This is a genomic window from Bacteroides sp. HF-4919, assembly GCF_018860125.1.
This window is the reverse complement of the sequence record NZ_JAHKNF010000013.1, coordinates 101,531-124,465: the sequence shown is the minus strand read 5'-3', so window position 1 is coordinate 124,465 and position 22,935 is coordinate 101,531. Positions and strand designations below refer to the sequence as shown.

The following is a 22,935-nucleotide window of genomic DNA, read 5'->3' as shown; positions in this document are numbered from 1 at the left end:
CCTTTTGATATATTTTAGGACCTCCGGGGATTCTTTCACTTCTTGCCGGCATTGTTCATATAATATATTGAAAGAACTGTCTGTGTGATGGTCCCAGATTCTTTCATACATTCTGAATTCCCTCAGTTCTTCTTTAAAAACAGCTTCTCCTACGGGATTATGTATGTTTTTTCTTTTAAAGTCCATGGTGAATACACCCCACTGTCGGTAGACTGCTTCCAGAACCCCTCCCGGTATTATGTTAAGTCCGGTTTCGGTGCGACTTCCTCCTTCCTTTCGTTTGTACATATCGACTGTTTTTTGAATGTAATAGGCTGAAGAGTCCTGGTATATCTGGTACAGATCATTTAGTGGGGTGCCTTGAACCTGATAGCCTAACCAATTATAAGTCGGGTCTACTTTGAGGTCAATAGTCCCTTGCTCCAGAAAGAGGTTGATTTCTCTACCGGAATCAGCTGAAAAATAAGAGTCAATCACTATTTCGGTCAACGGTTTCTCTCTACGTTCTTTACCTTCGAAATAGAATGTCCCATTCTTTATAAAGGTAGAATCAATGTTTGTTGCTTTTCCATCTATAGGAACGATTAAAGTAACTTTTCTATGATCATATAGGGGATCGATCACTCCTTTTATTCTATAAATAGAGTCTTGGCCCATATTACTTTGCAAGCAGATGAAAATGCAGTAAAATAAAAGATAAATTCTGGTCATAATCTGTGGGATGTTTTTCTATTATTCTTGTATGGTTTATTAATTGCCAGTTAACAAACCGTACAAGAATAATATGTTAAGTTAATCATTGTTGATTTAATCAATGCCTGCAATGCATGTACAGTCTGGCTTTGAGCCTAATAAGTTGCTTCCGTGAAAACGGCATTCTCCGGTAACTGCAATTCCTAAAAGTTTAGTCAAGCATGTTGCGTTCTCTTTAACACATGCTTTTTCCCCTTCGTTTAGTTTACAGTCAGTGTAAGCCGTACCTCCGGTAATCATTTTCATTTCATACTCGTTCAATTCTTGTTCTTCTTTAAGAACGAATCTCTTTAATGCTTTCATAATTTCTTTTTTTAATTGTTAATAATTTGTTTGCTAAATGAAATCTACTGTTATAGTTCTCTTTTGGGTTGTTCAGGTAGGATTAGTGAATATCTATATCTGTAAAAGATACCAGATCCTCAATCTTATATTTATCAGACAGCTGATAGCCATTTATTAGGATGGTAGGGGTTGCTGTCAAATGATTCTCTGTTTTCCATTTCTTATGTTCTTCTGTCTCAGCATTTATATCTGTTGCATTCAATTCGAACTCTGCTTTCTCAAACACTTCTTTCGATTTATACTTGTTTTTTTCGAACCAGTCATCGTAAATCTTCATTGCTGCCTTTTCACCACTATGCAGATAAGTACCAATCAAAAAGTGATTGCTGTCTTGTAAATTATCGTTGAATGAAGTAAAGACATACTGGACGTACAATTTATCTCCGGCAGTTTCCAATAATTTATTTACTCTTTTATGCATCTTAGCACAAGGTTCACAATGTGGATTGGTTAATATTGTGATGCCTAACCGCGCTTTGCGGTTTCCAAATATAATTTGAGAGGTTGAGTGGTCTACCGTATGATAAGGCTGTTTTTTCAATATCGCTAAAAACACTTCGTCTGTATTTTTTATACTATTCAATTCCTGGGTTACAGACTGTAGTTTGTTTGCTTTTGTAATCGTGCTTGTTAATAAATTGATTAATAACGGAGGGCATGCATAGATGATACAGACCGCAACCAAGTGAGATATTAAAAAATCCGGTTGTTGAATTAGCCCTGTACTTATGTTAATGGTGAACAGGACCCAAAGCAATAATTGTACTAATAGACATAGTACACACCACTGTTTGGCTATTTTATATTGATACCATACACTCCATAAAGTATAAGGAAGTGCACAAATGTTGATAATGCTCAAGTAGGAGATCAAACTCGGATAACATATTAGAAGAGTTATATTAGAAATAAAGTATCCTAATCCAACTTCACTCCAGCTAAGCACACCTCCGATTTTGGCAGCATCGGACTCCAGTATATTGTTACAATCTGTTTGATGGAATAAAGAGCAGATTTTGTCAGCATATTCACTTTCGGTGTGGCTTTGTTTAAGTAGTAATAGATAACTGATGTATAGACCTGCTAAATTAGTAACAAACAGGGCACATAGCCCGAATGAATGAGTGATATTCTGATGAATGCATAGTAGTAATACTCCTGCTGACAAGAGTAACCATAGAATGCTTCTTTGTATGATACGTAAAATTTCTTTTGTCCGATGTCTTTTGTAATCTGGCTCTGTTGATTGCTCATCTGGTTCTGCCACTAAAACGACTCCTGACCATACTTCATTGAATGTTTCTATAGGGGAATGGCTTTGTTCTCCCTTCCATATATAGTCTATCGATTTTGAGTCTATTTTTCGGACAATCACAAAGTCACTGCCTATGTGTGCAATAAAGGGAGGAGTCAGTCGGCTTATATTTTTCTCCCTGAGTTTAAACCCGGCATTAGGTATCTGGTAAACTGATAACATCTTGGATAATCCATATAAACTATATTTATAAGGGTGCTCCTCAAAAAGAGTCTCAGAGAAAGAGCTCGTGTTTTTGACCTTTAGCTCTTTTAGAAAGAGCGATAGTATATTGTTCCTCATTCGATATGTTATTTTTTAATTTAACTGACAACCCCCGGAATTTGAAATTATTAAATATTCTGACTTGTTTTATATTGTAGTTCCTATGATGATTATGGGATTATCCTCTTCGTGAATGCTTTCCAAGAATGGATATTCCGTCTGTTTGGAACTCGCTTGCTGCAATAAATCTTCTGCTTGGATCATTTGCCATATTTCCTGCGTTTCATTTCCTCTTGACTTTATGGGCCAGAAGTTAATGAAGCCATCTAAATCATTCGTAAACCCAATGCCGTCTTTTATGTGATTAAGATATTTCGTTTCTCCTGAAACCTTATCATAAATAAAACCAAATCGGGCATCTGAGCTCGTTACTCCGGTTTCTGACAGAATCAAATAGCGCTTGGTCTCAATGATCTTTCCAAATCTGAGATAGTAACTTTTCCACTCTTCCCTGCTATTCGCCGGAGGTAATTTGTCTCCTAATTCTAAAGAGTAATATGGAATAAGATTCATGCTTGCATCTATCTTATATATGGTATCACAGGTAAATTCACGCATGTATATATTGGAGCCATAATTATAGAAAACACATTCGTTATTAAAACTGACTCTTGCTGTTTTGTCTATTCTCTCAAATCGGTTGGAGGCCGGAACAGTTTTCAATACTTCTCCGGAGAAAGTGCGTATCTGCAGGTTATATTCGTTTTCTCCTGTTTGGTTGTGAGAATATATAATCATTGTCGTATCATTTAATGGTATCATATCGTCATAGGTATGCCTTTCTTCCTCCTCCTCCATTGTGATCTTTCTGAGTAGAGTACCGTCTTCCACAGAAAAAAGTATAAGTTCTTTATTCCTTTTAAGAAGAACCCTATTATTAATAACATATAGAGGGGACGTAAACGAAGAATAGCCGAGTGCCCCCTGATCACCTTTCATTCCGATAGTCCGAATAAATGCACCATTTTTCCGCAAGAACACATGGCAACCTGTACTGGTAGCTGTGACTATATATTTATCTGTAACCACTGCATCCCAATAATCTCCCAAAGTCGTATCATTTGTCTCAAGAGGAATATACTCAATTTTAGAGATAAGTGTAGAAAGTAAGGGGGCCGGATGCTCATTAGTAGTGTCACATGCAAGTTGTATCACTTTGTTGTCTGAATCATTAAAATAGGCACATGAAAACAACGAACCCAGAATCATTATGATCGCTATATATGGTAAGATATGTTTTTTCATACTTCAATTTTGTTTAAAAGTTGAGACCGCTTTGTTTGTTTACTCTTCTTCTTTTATTGTACCGATTATGACAATCGGATTATCTTCTTCGTGGATTGTTTTCTGAAATAACTTTCTGTTTTTTGAATTAGCATATTTCAAGAAGGATTCGGCCGATACCATTTGCCATACTTTGTTCGATGATGTTCCTCTACCCCTGCTTTGTGGCCAGAATGGGAAAACTCCGTCAATGTCATTTATAAAACCATTATTCTCTTTTTCTCTGTTTATTCGTATTGTTTTCTTTAGCATTTTATCATATATACATCCATAAGAGTAGAAGGAGCTTCTTTCTAATATCAAGTACCGATCAGTCTCTACAATATCTCCAAATATTACATAATGACTTTTCCAGTTATTCATTTCCCGACAATCTGGAGCCGGTAAAGCTCCTTTTAAGTCGAGTATATAGTAGGGATGTAAGTTCAGTTCTTTATCTATTTGAAAGATTGTATCGCTGGTAAACTCATGCATATATACGTCATTGTTATAGGAATAAAATTCTCCTTCATTTGCCATCTTGCACAGTATATTCTGTTTTTTTTGAAAACAGTTTGTTGAAGGGAATTCTTTAAGTATGTGCCCTTCGTAGGTTCGAACTTGTAGGTTATATTTATTGACTCCCAACAAATTGTTAGAATAAAGTAACATCGTAGAGTCATTAAGCGGAAAGATTACATCATACATAAGATCTGATTTCAAATCTTCTTCACCCGGAAGAGTTTTTAGCAGTTTGCCTTCATTTATAGAGAAAACCTTAAACTTTTTATCAAATCCTTTTAGTAGTATTTCGTTTTTAACAGCATAGGGAGGGTCTGTGCATGTAGAATACCCCATGGGGCTCTGGTCTCCTATCATTCCAATTGTACGGATATACTTTCCATTTTTGAGGTTAAAGAGATGGCATCCTGTGCTTGTATCTGCTATGATGTACTCGTCTAATAAGGTTAAGTAAAAATAGTCTCCTAATGTTGCATCTATCGTTTCTAATGCTATGTAGTCTATATTAGAAACGAGTGTAGAGAGCAAAGGAGCCTGTTCTTCTTTGGCTTCATGATAAGCTAAACTTATAGGTACGTCTTTTTCCTGCACTGCTACAGTGGCAGTGCAGGAGAAGAGTGTACAGCATATAGCTGTTAGAAATGGGAGAGATGTATTCATATTATAGTTTTTAGAGGTGTATTTACTCAATGGTACAAGACTTTGTTAAGGTCTGTGTTGCGCCGACACATGATACGGATATCCCCGACTCTGAATAGCAGTTGCCTATGCAGTCTGTTATTTCAAGTTCAGTACCGTCGTCACAAGTAGTGCTGACATTACATTTCCTTGCAGTAGTCATTCCTCCGAGAACAAATTTTTGTTCTTCATCGCTTAATAATGAATGATCCGGACAATCTTTTAGTGTTACTTTTTTCAATGTTTTCATCGTTTTGTTTTTTTAAGTGATTAATAATTTGTGATTATCTCAAGTATTCAGCAGATGCAGGAACTTTGTTTTCATGGCGGATAATGAATAATTATTTTCGTATCGTTTTCGATATTTTGTTCTCAGGTCGTTATTGGGGGAGTTACTTAATATGGTTGACAATAAACCGCTTAGCTCTTCCAGGACAATCAATGATTTATTGTTTTCATCAATGTGTAGCCGGCATTCTTCTTCGACCATTTCACTTAATCCGGTAGAGTCGGTTCCTATAAGTGGGATGCCGTGCATCATCATCTCTATTCCAACATAGCTACATTGCTCGTGAAAAGAAGGCATTACGCCTACTGTTGCTATTTGATAATATTCATATAGTTGTTCTTTGTTTACTTTTCCCGTATATGTTATCCTGCCAGCTAAATCAGTGGCTTCTTCCATATAAGTTTTGAAATTTCCATCACCTACTATTAATAGTCGGGCTTTCGGTTCTTTGTGTAACACCTCTCGAAAGGCTTTTATCAAAACGTCCAGCCCTTTGATTTCATCCAGTCGTCCTACAAAAAGTATTATTTTATCTTCTTTATCGAACAGTAGCGATTGTTTCTTCTGCTTTTTCTCGGCCTTGGTCAAGAAAATAGCTTTGTCTTCCAAACCATTATAAATCAATGTTATTTTCTCTATCGGAATATTATATGTAGTGTAGAGCAATTGGCTGGTGTACTTCGATAGGCATATAATCCGGTTGACTTCTTTAAAAAGCCTGCTGTCATTCTGGAAGTCTTGATATATCTCTTCCTCTTGATTATTCTTGGTACCTTCTGTTTTAGCCAGTATCCGTTTGAAGAGCGAAGTATTACCTTTCAGGGTAAAACACCAGTCCATATAGTGTATAGTGAGTAATATCCGGCAATCGGGGTATTGTTGTTTCAGCAATGATGCGATAGGACGATTATGTAAATAGTTCAGATGGAATATGTTTTCATCTTCGATACGTATATGAGGAATTAATGCATATAGCAGATTTCTGTAATATCTGTAGTAGTTGGCATCTGTACTTGGGTATTTTATGACTGGGATTTGGATGATTCTTATGCTTTCTTGTTCTACTGTTAATTCTGTTTTCTCAGTATTCAGGTTAATCAAGGTGATATACAGCTGGGGCACTTCTCTGAGGGCACAAAGCATTTGATTAATGTACGTACCTATACCATATTCGGCAGCACGTGTTGCATTGTTGAAAATATAAATATGTCTCATCGCATAATCATTGTTAGTCCGGTTTGCCACGTCAGACCATCTGATCCGAATGCTTTCTCCGAATGGTTTAGAACTTGCATTAGCACATCCTTGAAGGAATAACCCACTTCTTTCGACTCTATATAGTTCAAAAATAGACGTGTATAGTTTGCCTTATCAACCGGAACTTTCCGGCATGCCTCTGTTAAGTCCTTCAGATAGACGGAGTCTAAAGTAAGTGATGAACTGCAAACTCGGGGAGAGAGCAAGCGACTCAGTACATAGCATGCGATTCCTTCCAGTCCGGTTTCAAAGCTATAATCAGTAAACCGTCGGGGGTCAATTTGCATAACCTTAAAGTCTATTTCTGCTAATGAATCGTCTGTGTTACCTTCAATAAATTGTTCGTGTACCAAATATTCCACTGCCCAGGCAATACCGCAAAGGCCGTCCAAAAAGCTGAAAGATATTCCTTTGTGAATTTCTTCATACAGTTCATCAAACAGGTCTCCCGCATAATTTTCGTAAAGAGGGTTCTGGGTATATCGTGCATAATGAAAGAAGAATATTACGACGCCCATTTTGCCGGAATTCAGTCCCAGCTGTTTCATATAACTGCTATGTAGTATCAAATGATTACAAATTCGGTCCAATATCTTCTTATCCGGAGTTATGGGTATTTTTATCCATTCTGTCGGGAGGATATCCGGAGTTTGCATACCGTTTAGCCAAGTGGAGGGAGCTATTACTTTCTTCTCAGGAAAGCCTCCCAACCAGGCGGCCCACCAACTGAAACTGCTGTTAGCTATGATGTGATGACGACAGGCTGACATCAGATACATATCCTGCCAATTATCTTTGTTTTTATTCCAATCCACTAAATAGCTTTTGTCCAAAGCAAAATTACTCCTTACCCATTCAGGATCGTCCGTGAAATAAATAAAGATAGGCTCATCTTTAAGTAATGTATACATCTGGCTGATGGCTTTCTCGTAATAAGATTTTGTACAGATACCTCCATACAGGAATTCATTATTCCCAATAAGGTAATCATTGCGACGAATGTGGACACTGACTGAATTACTGCGACGTATGATACGGAGCATTTGGGCAGAAGGCTCATTAAGTTTTGATTCATCAAAAATGAAATCCTTTTTAATTTCGTCTTTAACGGTCTCTACATAGGTTACACATTGCCAGCAACCTGAATAAAAGATGATTGGCTGTTTCTTTTCTTTGAAAGATTGGGGCATTGAGGCACGTACCTCCTCTATGGAAAGACTTGTTCCTTTACGTAGTTTTCGGATGTTATTCTTCGTCTCGTCCGAGATGTGTATGTCTTGGCATATCTTGCTGAAAATGGAAGGCAGTTCATATCCATTGTGATTTCCGTAACGTTTGCATGGGGCAGGATCTATCAACAGCTTTCGTTCTTGTGTTGATATATGGCGGATATAAAGATAAAAGGCATATCCGAACATTTGATTTCCTAATCCACCGTAGAGTTGTACAATACTGATGGGGATGAACTTTAATTCGTCATTCAATAAAAATGAAAGAGACGGATCTATATAGTTCTGTTTCATTTCCTGTAGGTTATTGTCTTCCGGTACTTCTTCTTTATTTAACACAATAGCTTTATATTCACCTTCATATGGCCATATGTCTTGAAAGGCATATTTGTCATTTAGGACTTTGGGATGCTGGGTTAGTAGATAGCGATTGATATATGACTCGTCATGGAAGCGGGCGATGACTTTCTTGTTAAAATCTGCTTCTATGGCATCACGACACCATTCTGATAAGGACAGTACTTCTTGGGTACGTCCACCGTAGAAACCTCCCTGAAAGTAATATTTTCCTTGCCCGTAAGGTATGAATGCATTACAGTTTTTATTTCGGTCATAGGGATAATGATCGGGATGGATAGTTAAATAATGGCTGAATGAGAGTGCTGTCAGATAGTTGTGTTCAGCTTGTGGTAGTATTTCATCACAATAAATGGGAGATATGAATTTGAAATTGCCATTTAGATAGAATATGTAGTCATAAGAAGTCAATTGATTTCGTATCTCGCAGATGAATTTTGATTTAGAAGATACGTTGACAATCCAGCCTTTGTCTTCAATTAGGTGCATATGGACATTAGGAAGTCGTTGTGAGGCTAATTCCGAAGAATCGGTAAATACCTCATAGTTTTTTTCTGCCTCTACACAAAAATAAAGTTGGCTGGATGAATAAAATTCATTCCAGAATTTAATGTAGGGGCCTGTGACAATGTAGATGATTCCTATTTTCATATGTAAATTATGTTTTTCTTATTGAAAAAGCCGTTGGATTACGATTTATTCTCATAAACGCGTTCACCAACGGCTTTAAAAAACATTTAATAATTAAGCAATACTTACCTATTGAAATCTGTGACTTTTATAAGCCATAATCATGTGGACTATTTATTAAGACTAACTTTTATGGTCCAGATTTTCTTTGTACCGTCAGCAGCCATTACGCTATATTTATGCTCTTGGGTCCAATCGGCAGGTACACCGAACTTAGGTGAACCGTCCAATGGGGTGACACGTGCAGCGGTAGATATATTGACGTAAACTACGAGGTTGTTCAATGATACCTTGGCGCGTTCGGCCTCTGTAAATTTGCCTCCTGCGGCAGGAATTGTAAATACGGCTGTAGCAATTCCGTTGTCGGAGTCAATGTCGTTTGTACGGTCCAATTCCTTTTCAGCCACAATGTTTTCTCCGGTGAGGGCATCCTTATCACCGGAGTAGAAGCGGTGGTAAGCGCCTACTTTGGTTATTTCCGCCTCTTCGTAGGCGGGCAGGTCTTCTTTACTGCATGAAGCGATGAGTGGCATACACATCAATAGCAACATGAGCCATTTCGTATCTGATAATTTGATTCTCTTCATATTACTTTTCTTTAGTTTATTAATGAAATACTACGTTTACCATCCCGGGTTCTGGTCACTGTCATTGATGGCAGAGTTGGCATTGATAATGCTTTGTGTAATCGGGAACAGGTAACGTTTCTTAGAGAATGTACGGTCGGCGTTGGTGTAACCTACGGTACCTACAAACATGCGGTGTCTGTCCTGGCTGATTTCAATAAACGTTGCCGGTGAACTCAGTTCAGGAATAATGTCTCCCGCAGGCTTTCCGTGGTTGGCTTCTCCTCCGTACATGCCCCAACGCAACAAGCTCCAGTAATAATCACCCTCCAAAGCTAAGTCTACATGACGTTCAATCTTGTAATCGTTCCATGCGTCAGCCAGTGAAGTGGCAATAGAAGGAGGAAGATTGCCATGAGTGGTACGCGTCTGGTTGAATGTAGCTACCGCACTGCTCACTTTCGATGCATCGTATTTGGCCAGTCCGAGCAACGCTTCGGCTTTATTCAGCAACGCGCGGCCATAGCGGAAGATGACATAATGGTAATCCGTCGGATTGTTCCAAAAAATGCGCTCGGCATTGATATAGATATATTTGCGCCAGATGTAGTTTGTTATAGGGATATATCCGTTGCCTGGTGTTTTACCGTCTACAGCTGTTCTGTGTAGGTTTCCTCCCTTGTGGAGGGTAATCAGTTCATTGTAGAACATACATGAATCATACTGGATGGAGTGGTAGAAGCGCTGGTCGCGGTTTTTGTAGATAAAATCGTTGATCTGTACATTGGGATCACTGCTGTTTGTCCTGTATGCCAGACTGCTGGCGTCCAGTTCTTTGGCATCTACGGCCATGTCGGCTACATCGGCATTGGATAACGCGGTTGTATTGTTCAGAAACTGTGTCGACTTGTTCCATTTCACACCTTGGTTGGTGGTCTGGTCAATTACTAAATAATCGTCTACCAGGTTTTGAGAAGGCGAGTGTTCCAGCCAGCATTCAAACACCAGATCCTGATTAAAGAACGGACGTCCTCCGTAGTCCTCCAAGCGCTTGTTGCTTTGGTTAGGCAGCATCTCCTGCATAAGTGTTCCTGCACCATTTGTGTTATCTTTGCTATAATATCGTGCCAGGATGATTTCGGGAGAAGTTTTGGCGCCATCCTGATTGAACATGCTGCCATAATTGCTGTCCAGTGTGTATCCTTGTATACCGTCTACAGCAGCTACAGTTTGCTCAAAGAGTGACTTTTTACGTGTGTCGTCTGTGCTGTAGGCAGCTGCCGTTAAACAGACTTCTGATTTCAACGCACGTGCGGCATTGGCATTGATACGTCCCTGCAAGGATGATTCGGGCAATCCTGCGATGGCATCGTCTATATCTTTCAGAATCAAATCGTATGTTTTGTCGATAGATTCTGTAAGAGGCAGATTGAATTCATCGGTTTCTGCCAGTACATGGTCAACCCAGATTACGCGTCCGCAATGTTTGGCAATGTAATAATAGGTCATGGCACGCAGCATTTTTCCTTCGGCTACCAGTGCTTTTTTATCAGCATCGGACAGGCCTGTAGACGCTTGCGATTTTTCGATGATCAGATTGCATCGGCGGATGGTACCGAACTGGTTGAATCCCCATCCCCAGTCGCGGTTCATAAGGTCTCTGGCTTCATTCGGGCAATTTTGCCGCATGACCGAGTTTAGAGTCCATTGCTCTTCGGTACGGATATCGTGGTAGAATGGCAGGACGTTGTTGTAAGTTTGCAATACAAAGGCGTCCGCTGTTGATTTCAGACTCCAGACAAGGTCTTCCGAATAAGATTCCATGGGCTTCGTATCCAGGAAGTGTTCACAGCTCTGGAGTGTCAGTGCTGCGCAAAAGAGCGCGGGAGTGATATATTTTATGAATTTCATATATTGTCTTCTTTTTAAGTTCATATTATTAGAATCCTACATTGACACTGATGGAGTATACTCTTGAAACCGGATAGGTATAAAGGTTTCCGTCACCGATTTCCGGGTCGATATCGAACTTATTCGCTTTACTGAAAGTCAATAAGTTATAACCATTCAGAGAAACGTTGCATTTATTCATCCATGCTACTCTTTTCAGTAATTTATGTTTGAAATCGTAACCGATGGATAGTGTCTTCAGACGAAGATAACCTGTGTTGATCAGCCAGAAGTCCGAACTGCCGTAGTTGTTACTGCCATTGTAGCTTGCCGTACTTCTCAAACGTGGATAGCGGGCTCCCGTATTATTCGGAGTCCATACATCGGTCTGGAAGTCATAGATAACAGGGGGATAGCCGCTGCCGCTTTGACTTCCCTGAATCATACCACCCATGTAGAGATCGGCGGGAGTGGCTCCCTGCCACAGCATGTTCATGAACCAACCCTTATAGTTCAAGTCGGCACTGAAACCATATTGACCGCGAGGCATACTATTTTTACCGATACGGTGTTGGTCGGAACCATCAATGATACCGTCACCGTTGAAGTCATTGTATTTCAGGTCTCCTGCACCCAGGTTGGTGGAACTCTGCCTTTTAGGTGAGTTCATTATATCTTCCTGATTCTGGTAATAGCCCAGACAGTCGTATCCGATACCCCAATATCCTTTGGCTTGAGTCGTGCGTTTGTATGGGTTCTTGGTATCTGTCTCCGCTTCATTCGGGTTGATATTCCAGTATTGGTCAAAGTAAGTAAAATTGCCCGAAAGTGTATATTCGAAATCACCTCTCTTCTCTTTCCATTGCAGAATAAACTCAGCACCTTGGCGGATGAATTCACCGTTTGACTTTACTTTGGGTAATGCGATACCCAACGGGTCAGTATAAGCTACTGCTGACGGAGAGGTCAGATAACCTTTGGTACTTTTGCGGAAATAGTCTACAGAACCAGAAAGACGATTGTTGAGTGATCCGAAGTCGAAGCCGATATTGAAGTCACGGGTGGTGTACCACGTAATATCTTTGCTTACCAGAGCGCCTTCGGAAAATCCCGGATACCAGCTTCCGTTCAGCAGGTAACCACGATCATTTAGTCCGTATGATTGGAGGTAGGCATAGCGTCCGATGGCATCTGAACCGATCTCTCCATAAGAAGCTCTCACTTTGAACTGATCGAAAATATGACGGTCCTTTAATGTCTTCCAGAAACTTTCTTCCGAGATGACCCATGCAAGAGATCCGGCATAGAATGTTCCCCAGCGTTTGCCTCGGGGGAAGTTGTCGCTACCGTCGTAACGGAGACTAACTTCGGCCACATATTTGCTGGCATAGTCGTATTTCAGTCGGGCTACTACACCGGCACGTGCTTGTTCCCCTTCCGAAGAACTGTTTTTGGCTGTAGATACAGGACCTGCACCGATTTGGTCTACATCCAGCAAATACTCTTCGCGGGATAATGATGAGTCGTCAGTGAAGAGCTTGTAAGCTTCGATACCGGCTGTGGCGCTGATCGTGTGTACCTGATTGAAAGTGCGGTCGTAATTGGCAAAACCTTGCACGGTGTACGATGACCAGTTTGAGTAAGACTTACTCAGTGAAGGCTTGCCCGGATCGTTGGGATTGCCGTCCCAGTCATATGCTAAAGGTGATTTTTTCCAGCTTTTTGACTTGTCGTTGTTAATGCGGTAGTTACCCAGTGCTTTTAATCGCAGGCCCGGTACATAAGGTACACTCCATTCCAGTGCGAGGTTGGCTATGGCACTGAGGTTTTCGTTCTTAGTGTATCCGGCTTCGGGGGAGATTTCCAGCAATGGGTTGTCCGGCGTGTTGAATATCTGTCCGTTCGGATTATAAGCTATTTCCCAGGGAGCTTTATTCTGGATATGTCCCCAGGTGTGATAATAGCTGTCTCCTGATTTGGCATTGGGCGATCTTAAGTCCGTCTTATAAGCTTCGATGCTGGAAGTAACTTTCAAACCTATTTCTTTGAAGTCCGCTACAATGTTTGTACGGAAGTTATAGCGTTTGAAGCTGTTTACGTCGAACTTATAGAGTGACTTCTGATCGTAGAATCCCAGTGAAGTGTATGCTTTTATCTTTTCACTACCACCGGTAACGGTCAGGGTATGCTGCATTTCCGGTGCGAAGTTCTTCAAACAGAGTTTTTGCCAGTCTGTATTGGGGTACTTACGTGGATCTGACCCGTTACGGAACAATTCTAGCTCGGCATCCGTATAAGCCGGTGCCAATCCGTCATTGGTCATACTCATGTTCTTGTAGAAGGCTGCATCGTGAGCATCCAGTTTATTGGGCATATTGGCAGGTTGGCTCCAGTTATAGTTAAAGTTATAGTTGACGCTCATTTTTCCTGCTTTACCTTGCTTGGTGACTATCATTACAATACCATTGGCGGCACGTGCTCCGTAAACGGCAGTAGAAGCGGCGTCTTTCAAAATCGTGATCTGTTCGATATCCTCAGCATTCAGGTTGCGGAAATCGCGTTCTTCCGAGATAACATCGTCGATTACATATAGAGGAGTACCTCCACCGCGGATAGAGATACTGGAGAAATTGTTCAGACCTCCACCGCTGGTCGTAACCAATAGACCCGGTGCACGTCCCGCCAGGCTTTGGGTGATGTTTGCCGTTGGTGCTTTGATGATGTCTTCGGTGTTGACACTGGCAATGGCAGCAGTGGTTTTACGTTTGGAAGTTGTGCCATAACCTACCACGATGACTTCATCCAGTGTCTTGGTGTCTTCTTCCATGGTGATACGCAAATCTCTGGACTTTCCAATAGCGATTTCCAACGGTTTGTATCCGATGTAGCTGATTTCAAGTACGGCCTTGCGGGGGGCATTGGACAGAGTGAATTCTCCTTCTAGGTTGGTAATGGTGCCGATAGTGCTTCCTTGTACTTTTACAGAGGCACCGATAATAGCTTCTCCGTTTTCATCGACTATTTTACCTGTGAGTTTCTCCGTTTTACTCTGCTGTGTGGCTGTGACAGCATATGTTTCATAAGTGTCTGCTACGGCAACTTGTGATGTCGTGCAGAATAACAGGAGACTGATGCCTGCTATTTTCAAAAAGTGCATTTCTCGAGGGCATGTGAGCTTCGGAAACAGGTTAGTTCTTTTTGTCATACATTAAATTATTCGGTTAAACATAAAAATGTGATTTGGAGGATATAGATCAGACTGTCTAATCTACATCGATTTGGGAGGATTCTTTCAGGTTCTCATAGGCATTAGCTTTTGGTTTATAATATTAAGTCTGTTCAATAACCTTGCTGAACTATGCTGATTGTTATCTGGAAAAAATAGAGCTAAATGAGATAGGTTCTTTCAGTACTTTTACCATCTGTATTAGATTGATTATTAATGGTGTACTAAGTGGAGTGTAAAACGGTGAAGATGCTTGGCCGAATATTTTAATGCTTTTGAGTGGGAGGTATAATACCTATTTTCTACCTTTTACTTATATATGTATCTGGAATATAGTTGATTATTGTTTATGGGAAGAGTTGTGAACGCTATCCGCATGTTTCTTCTGCCATTTCAGTGCTAACCGAATAAATGAAAATCTTAATAATATTAAATGTTTATTATGTAAATTACGTTGGTATAAAAAAAATATAGTAAAAAGTTGTAGGGATATTAACTTATTGTTATCTTTGACCCCATAATAAATACTAATAATTGCAAATGCAATGGTTAACTGGTTCTAAGAGCTATCTGTTGTCTTTCCGTATAATTCCTAAGTACTGAAAGAACTTATGCTATTTTTCTGCTGAAATTTTTATCATTGTTTTTATTATATCATTTATAAGGGTTGTCGATTTTTTCAATGTGGTTTATCGTATTCTGAGAAATTAGATAATTCCGTTCTTTCCGCAAATATCATTTTTGCAAGATTTATTCCGTATCCATATCGGAGGCTTGTATCGGTCAGCTAACGTTTTTTTTCTATCTCCAAGCGGGGGCCTACTTATCAGAACGACAATTATGTCTTTGAGAAAAGAATGGCGATATATTTAAAGAATAGGGCTTGTTTTTTATCTGATATCTTGAAAATCAGCAAAATGGAGTGTGAGATTTTTGATATTGAAACGCTTGTTTTAACACCTTGTTAAAACAAGCGTTCTGCTAACAAATAACAAGTCTTTTACAAGCAGAAGACTTGTTGTTTGCATACAGGAAAAAAGTAATATGAAAACGGTATTAACAATGTTAATTAAGAAAAGATGCTAATCGGTGGATTTTGTAGTACAGGATAAAAAGAAAGGCGGCTCCTTGCGGAGTCGCCTTTCGGTTATTTAAAGTTGTTAACTTTGTCTGATTAAAGTTTCGGACCAGCAGCAACCAACTTCTTACCAGCTTCGTTTCCAGTGAACTTAGAGAAGTTCTTGATGAAACGACCTGCAAGATCTTTTGCTTTTTCGTCCCACTGTGCAGGATCAGCATAAGTATCGCGAGGATCAAGGATCTTCGGATCAACACCCGGAAGTTCTGTCGGAACAACAAAGTCGAAGTAAGGGATAACCTTAGTAGGAGCTTTGTCGATAGAACCGTCAAGGATAGCGTCAATGATACCACGAGTATCTTTGATAGAGATACGTTTGCCGGTACCGTTCCAGCCTGTGTTAACCAAATATGCTTTTGCACCGGTCTTCTGCATCTTCTTAACCAGTTCTTCTCCGTATTTAGTCGGGTGCAGTGACAAGAAAGCAGCACCGAAGCAAGCAGAGAATGTCGGAGTCGGTTCAGTGATACCACGTTCTGTACCAGCCAATTTAGCTGTAAATCCAGACAGGAAGTAGTACTGAGTCTGTTCCGGATTCAGGATAGATACCGGAGGCAATACACCGAATGCGTCAGCTGACAAGAAGATAACTTGTTTTGCGTGAGGACCTTTAGACACCGGTTTAACGATGTTTTCGATGTGGTAGATAGGATAAGAAACACGAGTGTTTTCTGTTACTGATTTGTCAGCGAAGTTGATTTCACCTTCAGCGTTTACAGTACAGTTTTCCAACAGAGCGTCGCGTTTGATAGCGTTCCAGATGTCCGGTTCGCTTTCTTTGTCAAGGTTGATAACCTTAGCATAGCAACCACCTTCGAAGTTGAATACACCTTCATCGTCCCATCCGTGTTCGTCGTCACCAATCAACAGACGTTTCGGGTCAGTAGACAAAGTTGTTTTACCTGTACCGGACAGACCGAAGAAAATAGCTGAGCTCTTACCTTCTTTATCTGTGTTAGCAGAGCAGTGCATAGAAGCCATGCCTTTCAATGGCAGCAAGTAGTTCATGTAAGAGAACATACCTTTCTTCATTTCACCACCATACCAAGTGTTCAGGATAACCTGGATCTTCTCAGTCAAGTTGAATACAACAGCAGTTTCTGAGTTCAGACCCAGTTCTTTGTAGTTTTCAACTTTAGCTTTAGAAGCGTTCATGATAACGAAATCAGGTTCACCGAAGTTAGCCAATTCTTCAGCTGTCGGACGGATGAACATGTTTGTTACGAAGTGAGCCTGCCAAGCTACTTCCATGATGAAGCGCAGTTTCAGGCGAGTATTTTCGTTAGCACCACAGAATGCGTCAACAACATACAGTCTTTTGTTAGAAAGTTCTTTAGTTGCCAAATCTTTAACGGCGTTCCAGCATTTCTGGTCTACCGGTTTGTTGTCGTTTTTGTATTCTTCAGAAGTCCACCATACTGTGTTTTCGCTGGTAGCATCTTTAACGAAGAATTTATCTTTAGGAGAACGTCCTGTATAAACGCCAGTCATAACGTTTACAGCGCCCATGTTTGTTACTTGACCTTTTTCAAAACCTTCCAAACCCGGTTTGGTTTCTTCAGCGAACAATACATCGTAAGACGGGTTGTGCACAATTTCAGTAACACCTGTAATACCGTACTTGCTTAAATCTAAATTTGCCATTTTCTTTTGAATTAATTAAAATTGGTATATTGTTTATTATCTCTTTCTGGCATTTGGAGAGGAATGTTTTTAAACATACCCTTGTAAATCGACTACAAAAGTAATGCTTTCTTTGGAAACAAAGAATATATTAGAGAAATTTTTCTTTAATAGAAACCGTTTTATATTTACGTAACAATATCTGCAAACTGAACGTTGCAAATTGAAAGATTATCACTTACTTTGCACCGTATAAAACCTGAATATTAAAACGCAGTTGAAAAGATGAAGATTATTAATTTAAGTGAGACAAACTCAATATTGAATCAGTATGTATCAGAGATAAGGAACGTTGAGGTTCAAAACGACCGCTTGCGTTTTCGCCGTAATATTGAACGTATCGGCGAGGTAATGGCTTATGAAATGAGCAAGGCGTTCGCTTATTCGGTAAAGGAGATACAGACCCCGTTGGGAATAGCACCTGTTAGTACACCGGACAATCAGTTAGTTATCAGTACGATACTTCGTGCCGGCCTGCCTTTCCACCAGGGTTTCCTGAGTTACTTCGATTATGCTGAGAATGCGTTCGTTTCAGCTTATCGCAAGTACAAAGATACGCTGAAATTTGACATACATATTGAATATATCGCTTCACCGCGTATTGACGGAAAAACTCTTATCATTACAGACCCGATGCTTGCCACAGGTGGCAGTATGGAGCTGAGTTATCAGGCTATGCTGACCAAGGGGCATCCTTCTGAGATTCATGTCGCTTCGATTATTGCCAGCCAGAGGGCTGTAGACCATATAGCCTCTATTCTGCCAGAAGATAAAACTACGATCTGGTGTGCCGCTATCGATCCTGAGATTAATGAGCATTCGTATATTGTTCCCGGTTTGGGCGATGCGGGCGATCTTGCTTTCGGTGAGAAAGAGTAAAAAAGATAGAAAAGGTGATGACCGGACAGCCTGCCTTCTTGCTCTCTGATTATGGATCGGGGAGAAGAAGGCAGGCTGTTTTTTTATAAAATGGTTTCTGATGGCAAGCAAGAAAGAAGAGATTTATGTATCTTTGTCACCACTATAATGAAACGTGGAAAGATATAATTAAAGTGAAAAATAAATTTTCTAAAATATTCTCAATAGCTGTTTATACGTCTTTTGCTTTATCGGTCGGGGCTTGTAAGAGTGATCCCGTCCGGCTGCCGGAACTGAGCGGGCACCGGGGAGCCGATTGCATCGCGCCGGAAAATACGTTGGCTTCAGCGGATTCTTGTATAAAGTATAAGATTGACTTTATGGAGTGTGATGTCTGTATCAGCAAGGACAGTGTGTTTTATTTGTTACACGACTCTACTTTAGACCGTACGACGAATGGAACAGGACCGATTGCCGGATGGCTTTCGGCGGATATTGATACGCTGGACGCAGGTTCGTGGTTCGGAGAAGAGTTCAAGGGGCAGCGCGTACCCCGGTTGGAGGTTTTGTTGCGCAAGGCCAAACAGAACGGATTAAAACTGACCCTCGATTATCGTTCGGGGGACTTCGGGCAATTGCTCAGTCTGGTGCGCAGAGAAGGAATGCTGGAAAATTGTACATTCACTTTTTGGTCGGACAAACAAGCAAAAGCATTTCGTGAGGCGGCTCCTGAAGTACGGACTTTGCAAGCGTATGTGGGAGGTGGTGCCGAACTTGATAAGGTTATAGCGGAAATAAACCCTAATATTGCAGTTATCCGGATCGATTCATTGGATGAGCATTTGGTGGAGCGTTGCCATAAAAAAGGGTTGAGAGTGCTTGCGTTAGCATTGGGCACCGACAATGTGGAAGAGTCCGACCGGAAAGCTATTGAACTTGGAGTGGATGTGTTGGCTACGGACAGACCGGAATTGTTTGTGAAGAAATACAGACCAGAGCATACATGGAAGGAGTGAAACGATGCGGGGACAGATATGATCTAAAAATAAGGGGTATCGTTGAACGATACCCCTTATTTTTAGATCATATGAATTAACGGGAAGGGTGTTTTATTTTACTTCCCATGTTTCATTGGTCATCAGTAACTCCTTGAAGTTGTGATACTTCTTTTTGCCTTTCACTTCGTCGATCTGTTCAACGATTGCATCGTTATAGGTTGGAGCTTCCACGTCACGAATCACACCGAGTGCAATCGGGAAATCCGGTCCTTCCATCAGTGCTAACTTCAGTTGCAAAGTGTTGTCTTGGCTGTGGGCATCGTGAACCAGGATGTCTTTTTCCGTAATGCCGTTTTCGCCTACTTTCACCACTTTCAGTCCGAAACCTTCCTGCATCAGTCCGAATTCTTTGTTCTCACCGAAGAGCATCGGTTTGCCATGCTCCAGATAGATTGCATTCTTAGAACGTCCCTCTTTGGTTGCTACCGATTCGTGTGTGCCGTCGTTGAAGATGACACAGTTTTGCAAAACTTCTACGACTGATGCCCCTTTATGGTTGGCGGCAGCTTTCAGGACTTCGACAGATGCCGGTCCGTCTACTGCTACACAACGCGCAAAGAAACGTCCGCGCGCTCCGAAGCAGAGCTCTGCCGGATGGAACGGGTCTTCTACGGTTCCGTAAGGAGACGATTTGCTGACGAAACCACGGTCGGAAGTCGGAGAATATTGACCTTTAGTCAGACCGTAGATACGGTTGTTCAACAAAATCATATTCAGGTCGATATTGCGACGTACCGCATGGATGAAGTGATTGCCGCCAATGGCCAGCCCGTCACCGTCACCGGAAATCTGCCAGATGGTTAAATTCGGATTAGCTACTTTGGCGCCTGTTGCGACAGCAGCTGCACGTCCATGAATGGTATGGAAACCGTAAGTGTTGACGTAATAAGGCAAACGGGAAGAACAACCGATACCGGAGATTACGGCAATGTTGTGTGGAGCTACTCCCAGTTCGGCCATGGCCTTGTGCAGAGAGTTCAGGAAAGCGTGGTCACCACATCCCGGGCACCAACGAGGCTGGCCTGATTTATAATCTTTTGCTGTATATACTGTTTCGCTCATCTCTTATTCCTCCAATAATTTAGTAAATGCTTCTACAAGTTCTCTCGTTACGAACGGCTGGCCCTTTACTTGGTTGAACTGGCTGATATTCAATCCGGGCACTTTCATGCGCAGATATCCTGCAAACTGTCCCAGGTTCTGTTCGGCCACCACGATCTTTTTGTATTTCTTCAGTACTTCAGCGGTGTTCTTAGGCAGCGGATTGATATATTGGAAATGGGCAAGTCCCACTTTCTTTCCGTTTTTGCGCATATGTTCCACAGCTGAATAGAGATGTCCATAAGTACCGCCCCAGCCAACTACCAACAGGTCGGCATCAGTATCGCCCTGTACTTCAAGTTCGGGGATGCTGTCGGCTATCTTTTCTATTTTAGCCTGGCGTAGAAGCGTCATTTTCTGGTGGTTCTCAGGTTCTGTAGAGATCACACCTGTTTCATTACTCTTTTCAAGTCCGCCGATGCGGTGCATGAATCCTTCTGTTCCGGGAACGGCCCAATAGCGTGCGCCGCTCTTTTCGTTACGTTGGAACGGAGTCCATGTTTCGGCCATCTCCGGTGTCACATACGGCGGTTTGATAGCCGGATATTCGTCCAGGTCAGGAAGTTTCCAGGCCGCAGAACCGTTGGCGATGAAGGCATCGGTCAGCAGTACTACTGGAGTCATGTGCTCAAGAGCTATTTTGGCAGCCATATAGGCGGCATCAAAGCAGTTAGTGGGCGAAGTGGCTGCAATGACGGGCATCGGGCTTTCGCCATTGCGTCCGTAAAGGGCTTGCAACAGGTCGGTTTGTTCCGATTTGGTTGGCATACCGGTAGAAGGTCCCCCGCGCTGTACATTGATTACAACCAATGGAAGTTCGGCAATAACAGCCAGGTTCATGGCTTCGCTTTTCAGGCAGACACCCGGTCCCGAAGTCGTTGTCACAGCCAGATCGCCTGCAAAAGCCGCACCAACGGCCGAAGCACATCCGGCAATTTCGTCTTCACACTGAACGGTTTTCACCCCCATTGATTTATGTTTTGCAAGCTCGTGCAGGATGTCGGTAGCGGGAGTAATAGGATATGATCCTAAATAGAGTTCCAGCCCGGCTTTTTCCGCAGCGGCGATTAAGCCGTAAGCCGTAGCTTTGTTACCATTGATATCGGTGTAGAGTCCTGCAGCTTTTGGAATTTTACTTTCAATTTTGTAAGTGGAAGTAGAAGCGTGCGTATTGGCTCCATAATTGTAACCGTCGTTCAGCACTTTGATGTTGGCAGCGGCAATTTCCGGTTTCTTGGCGAACTTCTCGTTCAGCATTTTCTCTGCGGCGGACAGGTTACGGTTAAACAACCAGCATACTAATCCGAGGGCGAACATATTTTTGCAACGCAGCATGGCTTTGTTGTCCAGTCCGGAGTCTTTGAGGCTCTCCTTGCACATCGATGAGATGGGCACTTCGAGCACTTGTTGTTTGATTCCCAGCTCTTCAAAAGGGTTGCCTGTTTTAAACTGTGCTTTTTCCAGATCTTTTTCTCCGAAGGAGTCGGAGTCAGTGAGGACCAGTCCCTGCGGTTTACAGAATTTAATTTGAGTTTTCAGTGCGGCGGGATTCATGGCTACCAATACGTGGCAATGATCACCGGGGGTGAATATTTTACTTGCGCCAACGTGTACCTGAAAACCTGACACACCTGTCAGCGACCCTTGCGGAGCACGGATATCTGCCGGATAATCGGGAAATGTACAGATGTCATTTCCAACCGTAGCCGACACGTTCGAGAAGATGTTGCCGGCCAACTGCATACCGTCGCCGGAATCGCCGGAGAAGCGAACAACCACTTCCTCCAATTCTTTAACCATCATTTCGTCTGCCATAATTCTATTTATATATTTAAATTTAGGATTAACATTAACCGGTGTTAGTGTGTTCTTAGAATATTAACCACCAGCGTGTCTTTTTTGTTTGTCACTTCCTTGTATATGTGGCAGGCAAAGTTCGCAAAGTTAAGTGACTTAACAAAATCTTTTCTGATTTATCTGTAGGGCTTTATTAAAAGATACCCGTTTTGCTGCTATTTTGTTCTCCGGAGTAAGCAAAATGTCTGCATTTTGTCCGAATATAGGCATTCTGACAAGCAGATTGATATTGCTTCTTCACCCTTCTTCTGACGAATTGCTCTTCAATCGGCTTGATAGGTAGATATATGATTGTATTTTAATTGAATTTTCTTTCGTTTTTTGTGTTTTGAGTTCATTCTTGTGATCGCTCGTCTATTCTTTATTGATATAGGAGGTATTTGCATATTCTTCTTGTATAAATCTATTCTTCGGGGTTTGCCAAATCGGGAGAATGCGTTATCTTTGCAGTCGATATCTATCATGGCCCTGTAGTTCAACGGATAGAATAGAAGTTTCCTAAACTTTAGATAGGGGTTCGATTCTCCTCGGGGCTACCATAAAACAAAAAGCCTCCTTCGCATAATCGCGAAGGAGGCTTTTTTATTACCTTATAA

At 41.4% G+C, this 22,935-nt stretch carries 16 protein-coding genes and 1 tRNA gene; 3 read left to right on the top strand and 14 right to left on the bottom strand.

Annotation, left to right across the window (positions count from 1 at the left end; genetic code table 11):
* From KO473_RS19640 to pckA, 12 genes are all read right to left on the bottom strand, one after another.
* The coding region (locus KO473_RS19640) for a DUF4369 domain-containing protein (protein ID WP_216035138.1) at nucleotides 1-657 on the bottom strand (657 nt) is incomplete at its 3' end.
* 150 nt (nucleotides 658-807) lie between these two features.
* Complete coding sequence (locus KO473_RS19635; RefSeq protein ID WP_122130695.1) at nucleotides 808-1,056, bottom strand: hypothetical protein; 249 nt, start codon at nucleotides 1,054-1,056, stop codon at nucleotides 808-810.
* Nucleotides 1,057-1,138: 82 nt separating this feature from the next.
* Nucleotides 1,139-2,695, bottom strand: a complete 1,557-nt coding sequence (locus tag KO473_RS19630; RefSeq protein WP_122130696.1) for a thioredoxin domain-containing protein — start codon at nucleotides 2,693-2,695, stop codon at nucleotides 1,139-1,141.
* Nucleotides 2,696-2,764: 69 nt separating this feature from the next.
* Complete coding sequence (locus tag KO473_RS19625) at nucleotides 2,765-3,922, bottom strand: 6-bladed beta-propeller (RefSeq protein ID WP_005822380.1); 1,158 nt, start codon at nucleotides 3,920-3,922, stop codon at nucleotides 2,765-2,767.
* Between the two features lie 39 nt (nucleotides 3,923-3,961).
* Complete coding sequence (locus KO473_RS19620) at nucleotides 3,962-5,122, bottom strand: DUF4934 domain-containing protein (RefSeq protein WP_005822379.1); 1,161 nt, start codon at nucleotides 5,120-5,122, stop codon at nucleotides 3,962-3,964.
* A 22-nt stretch (nucleotides 5,123-5,144) separates the two neighbouring features.
* The gene (locus KO473_RS19615; protein ID WP_005822378.1) at nucleotides 5,145-5,390 is read right to left on the bottom strand and encodes a hypothetical protein; all 246 of its coding nucleotides are present in this window, start codon (nucleotides 5,388-5,390) and stop codon (nucleotides 5,145-5,147) included.
* Between the two features lie 39 nt (nucleotides 5,391-5,429).
* Nucleotides 5,430-6,644, bottom strand: a complete 1,215-nt coding sequence (locus KO473_RS19610; RefSeq protein WP_005822377.1) for a TIGR04157 family glycosyltransferase — start codon at nucleotides 6,642-6,644, stop codon at nucleotides 5,430-5,432.
* Complete coding sequence (locus tag KO473_RS19605; protein ID WP_005822375.1) at nucleotides 6,641-8,923, bottom strand: alpha-1,2-fucosyltransferase; 2,283 nt, start codon at nucleotides 8,921-8,923, stop codon at nucleotides 6,641-6,643. The genes KO473_RS19610 and KO473_RS19605 overlap by 4 nt, the downstream gene beginning before the upstream one ends.
* A gap of 149 nt (nucleotides 8,924-9,072) precedes the next feature.
* The gene (locus tag KO473_RS19600; protein ID WP_005781788.1) at nucleotides 9,073-9,549 is read right to left on the bottom strand and encodes a hypothetical protein; all 477 of its coding nucleotides are present in this window, start codon (nucleotides 9,547-9,549) and stop codon (nucleotides 9,073-9,075) included.
* A 36-nt stretch (nucleotides 9,550-9,585) separates the two neighbouring features.
* On the bottom strand, nucleotides 9,586-11,439 hold the full coding sequence (locus tag KO473_RS19595; RefSeq protein ID WP_005822374.1) for a RagB/SusD family nutrient uptake outer membrane protein: 1,854 nt from the start codon (nucleotides 11,437-11,439) through the stop codon (nucleotides 9,586-9,588).
* Between the two features lie 28 nt (nucleotides 11,440-11,467).
* Nucleotides 11,468-14,623, bottom strand: a complete 3,156-nt coding sequence (locus tag KO473_RS19590; RefSeq protein ID WP_005811741.1) for a TonB-dependent receptor — start codon at nucleotides 14,621-14,623, stop codon at nucleotides 11,468-11,470.
* Nucleotides 14,624-15,818: 1,195 nt separating this feature from the next.
* Nucleotides 15,819-17,426, bottom strand: coding sequence for a phosphoenolpyruvate carboxykinase (ATP) (gene pckA / locus KO473_RS19585; protein ID WP_005822373.1), 1,608 nt, complete (start codon nucleotides 17,424-17,426; stop codon nucleotides 15,819-15,821).
* Nucleotides 17,427-17,690: 264 nt separating this feature from the next.
* Here pckA and upp point away from each other — a divergent pair, with 264 nt between their 5' ends.
* Both upp and KO473_RS19575 read left to right on the top strand, forming a co-directional pair.
* A complete protein-coding gene (gene upp / locus KO473_RS19580; RefSeq protein WP_005781796.1) occupies nucleotides 17,691-18,344 on the top strand; it encodes a uracil phosphoribosyltransferase in 654 nt (217 codons plus the stop codon).
* A gap of 125 nt (nucleotides 18,345-18,469) precedes the next feature.
* On the top strand, nucleotides 18,470-19,339 hold the full coding sequence (locus KO473_RS19575; protein ID WP_005822372.1) for a glycerophosphodiester phosphodiesterase family protein: 870 nt from the start codon (nucleotides 18,470-18,472) through the stop codon (nucleotides 19,337-19,339).
* Nucleotides 19,340-19,432: 93 nt separating this feature from the next.
* Here KO473_RS19575 and KO473_RS19570 read toward each other — a convergent pair whose 3' ends face one another.
* Nucleotides 19,433-20,443, bottom strand: a complete 1,011-nt coding sequence (locus tag KO473_RS19570; protein ID WP_005781799.1) for a 2-oxoacid:ferredoxin oxidoreductase subunit beta — start codon at nucleotides 20,441-20,443, stop codon at nucleotides 19,433-19,435.
* A 3-nt stretch (nucleotides 20,444-20,446) separates the two neighbouring features.
* Nucleotides 20,447-22,297 (bottom strand): 2-oxoacid:acceptor oxidoreductase subunit alpha, encoded by a 1,851-nt coding sequence (locus KO473_RS19565; protein ID WP_005822371.1) that lies wholly within the window; start codon nucleotides 22,295-22,297, stop codon nucleotides 20,447-20,449.
* 506 nt (nucleotides 22,298-22,803) lie between these two features.
* Between KO473_RS19565 and KO473_RS19560 the strand changes: the two genes are divergently transcribed.
* Nucleotides 22,804-22,878, top strand: a tRNA-Arg gene (locus KO473_RS19560).
* The last annotated feature ends 57 nt before the right edge of the window (nucleotides 22,879-22,935 follow it).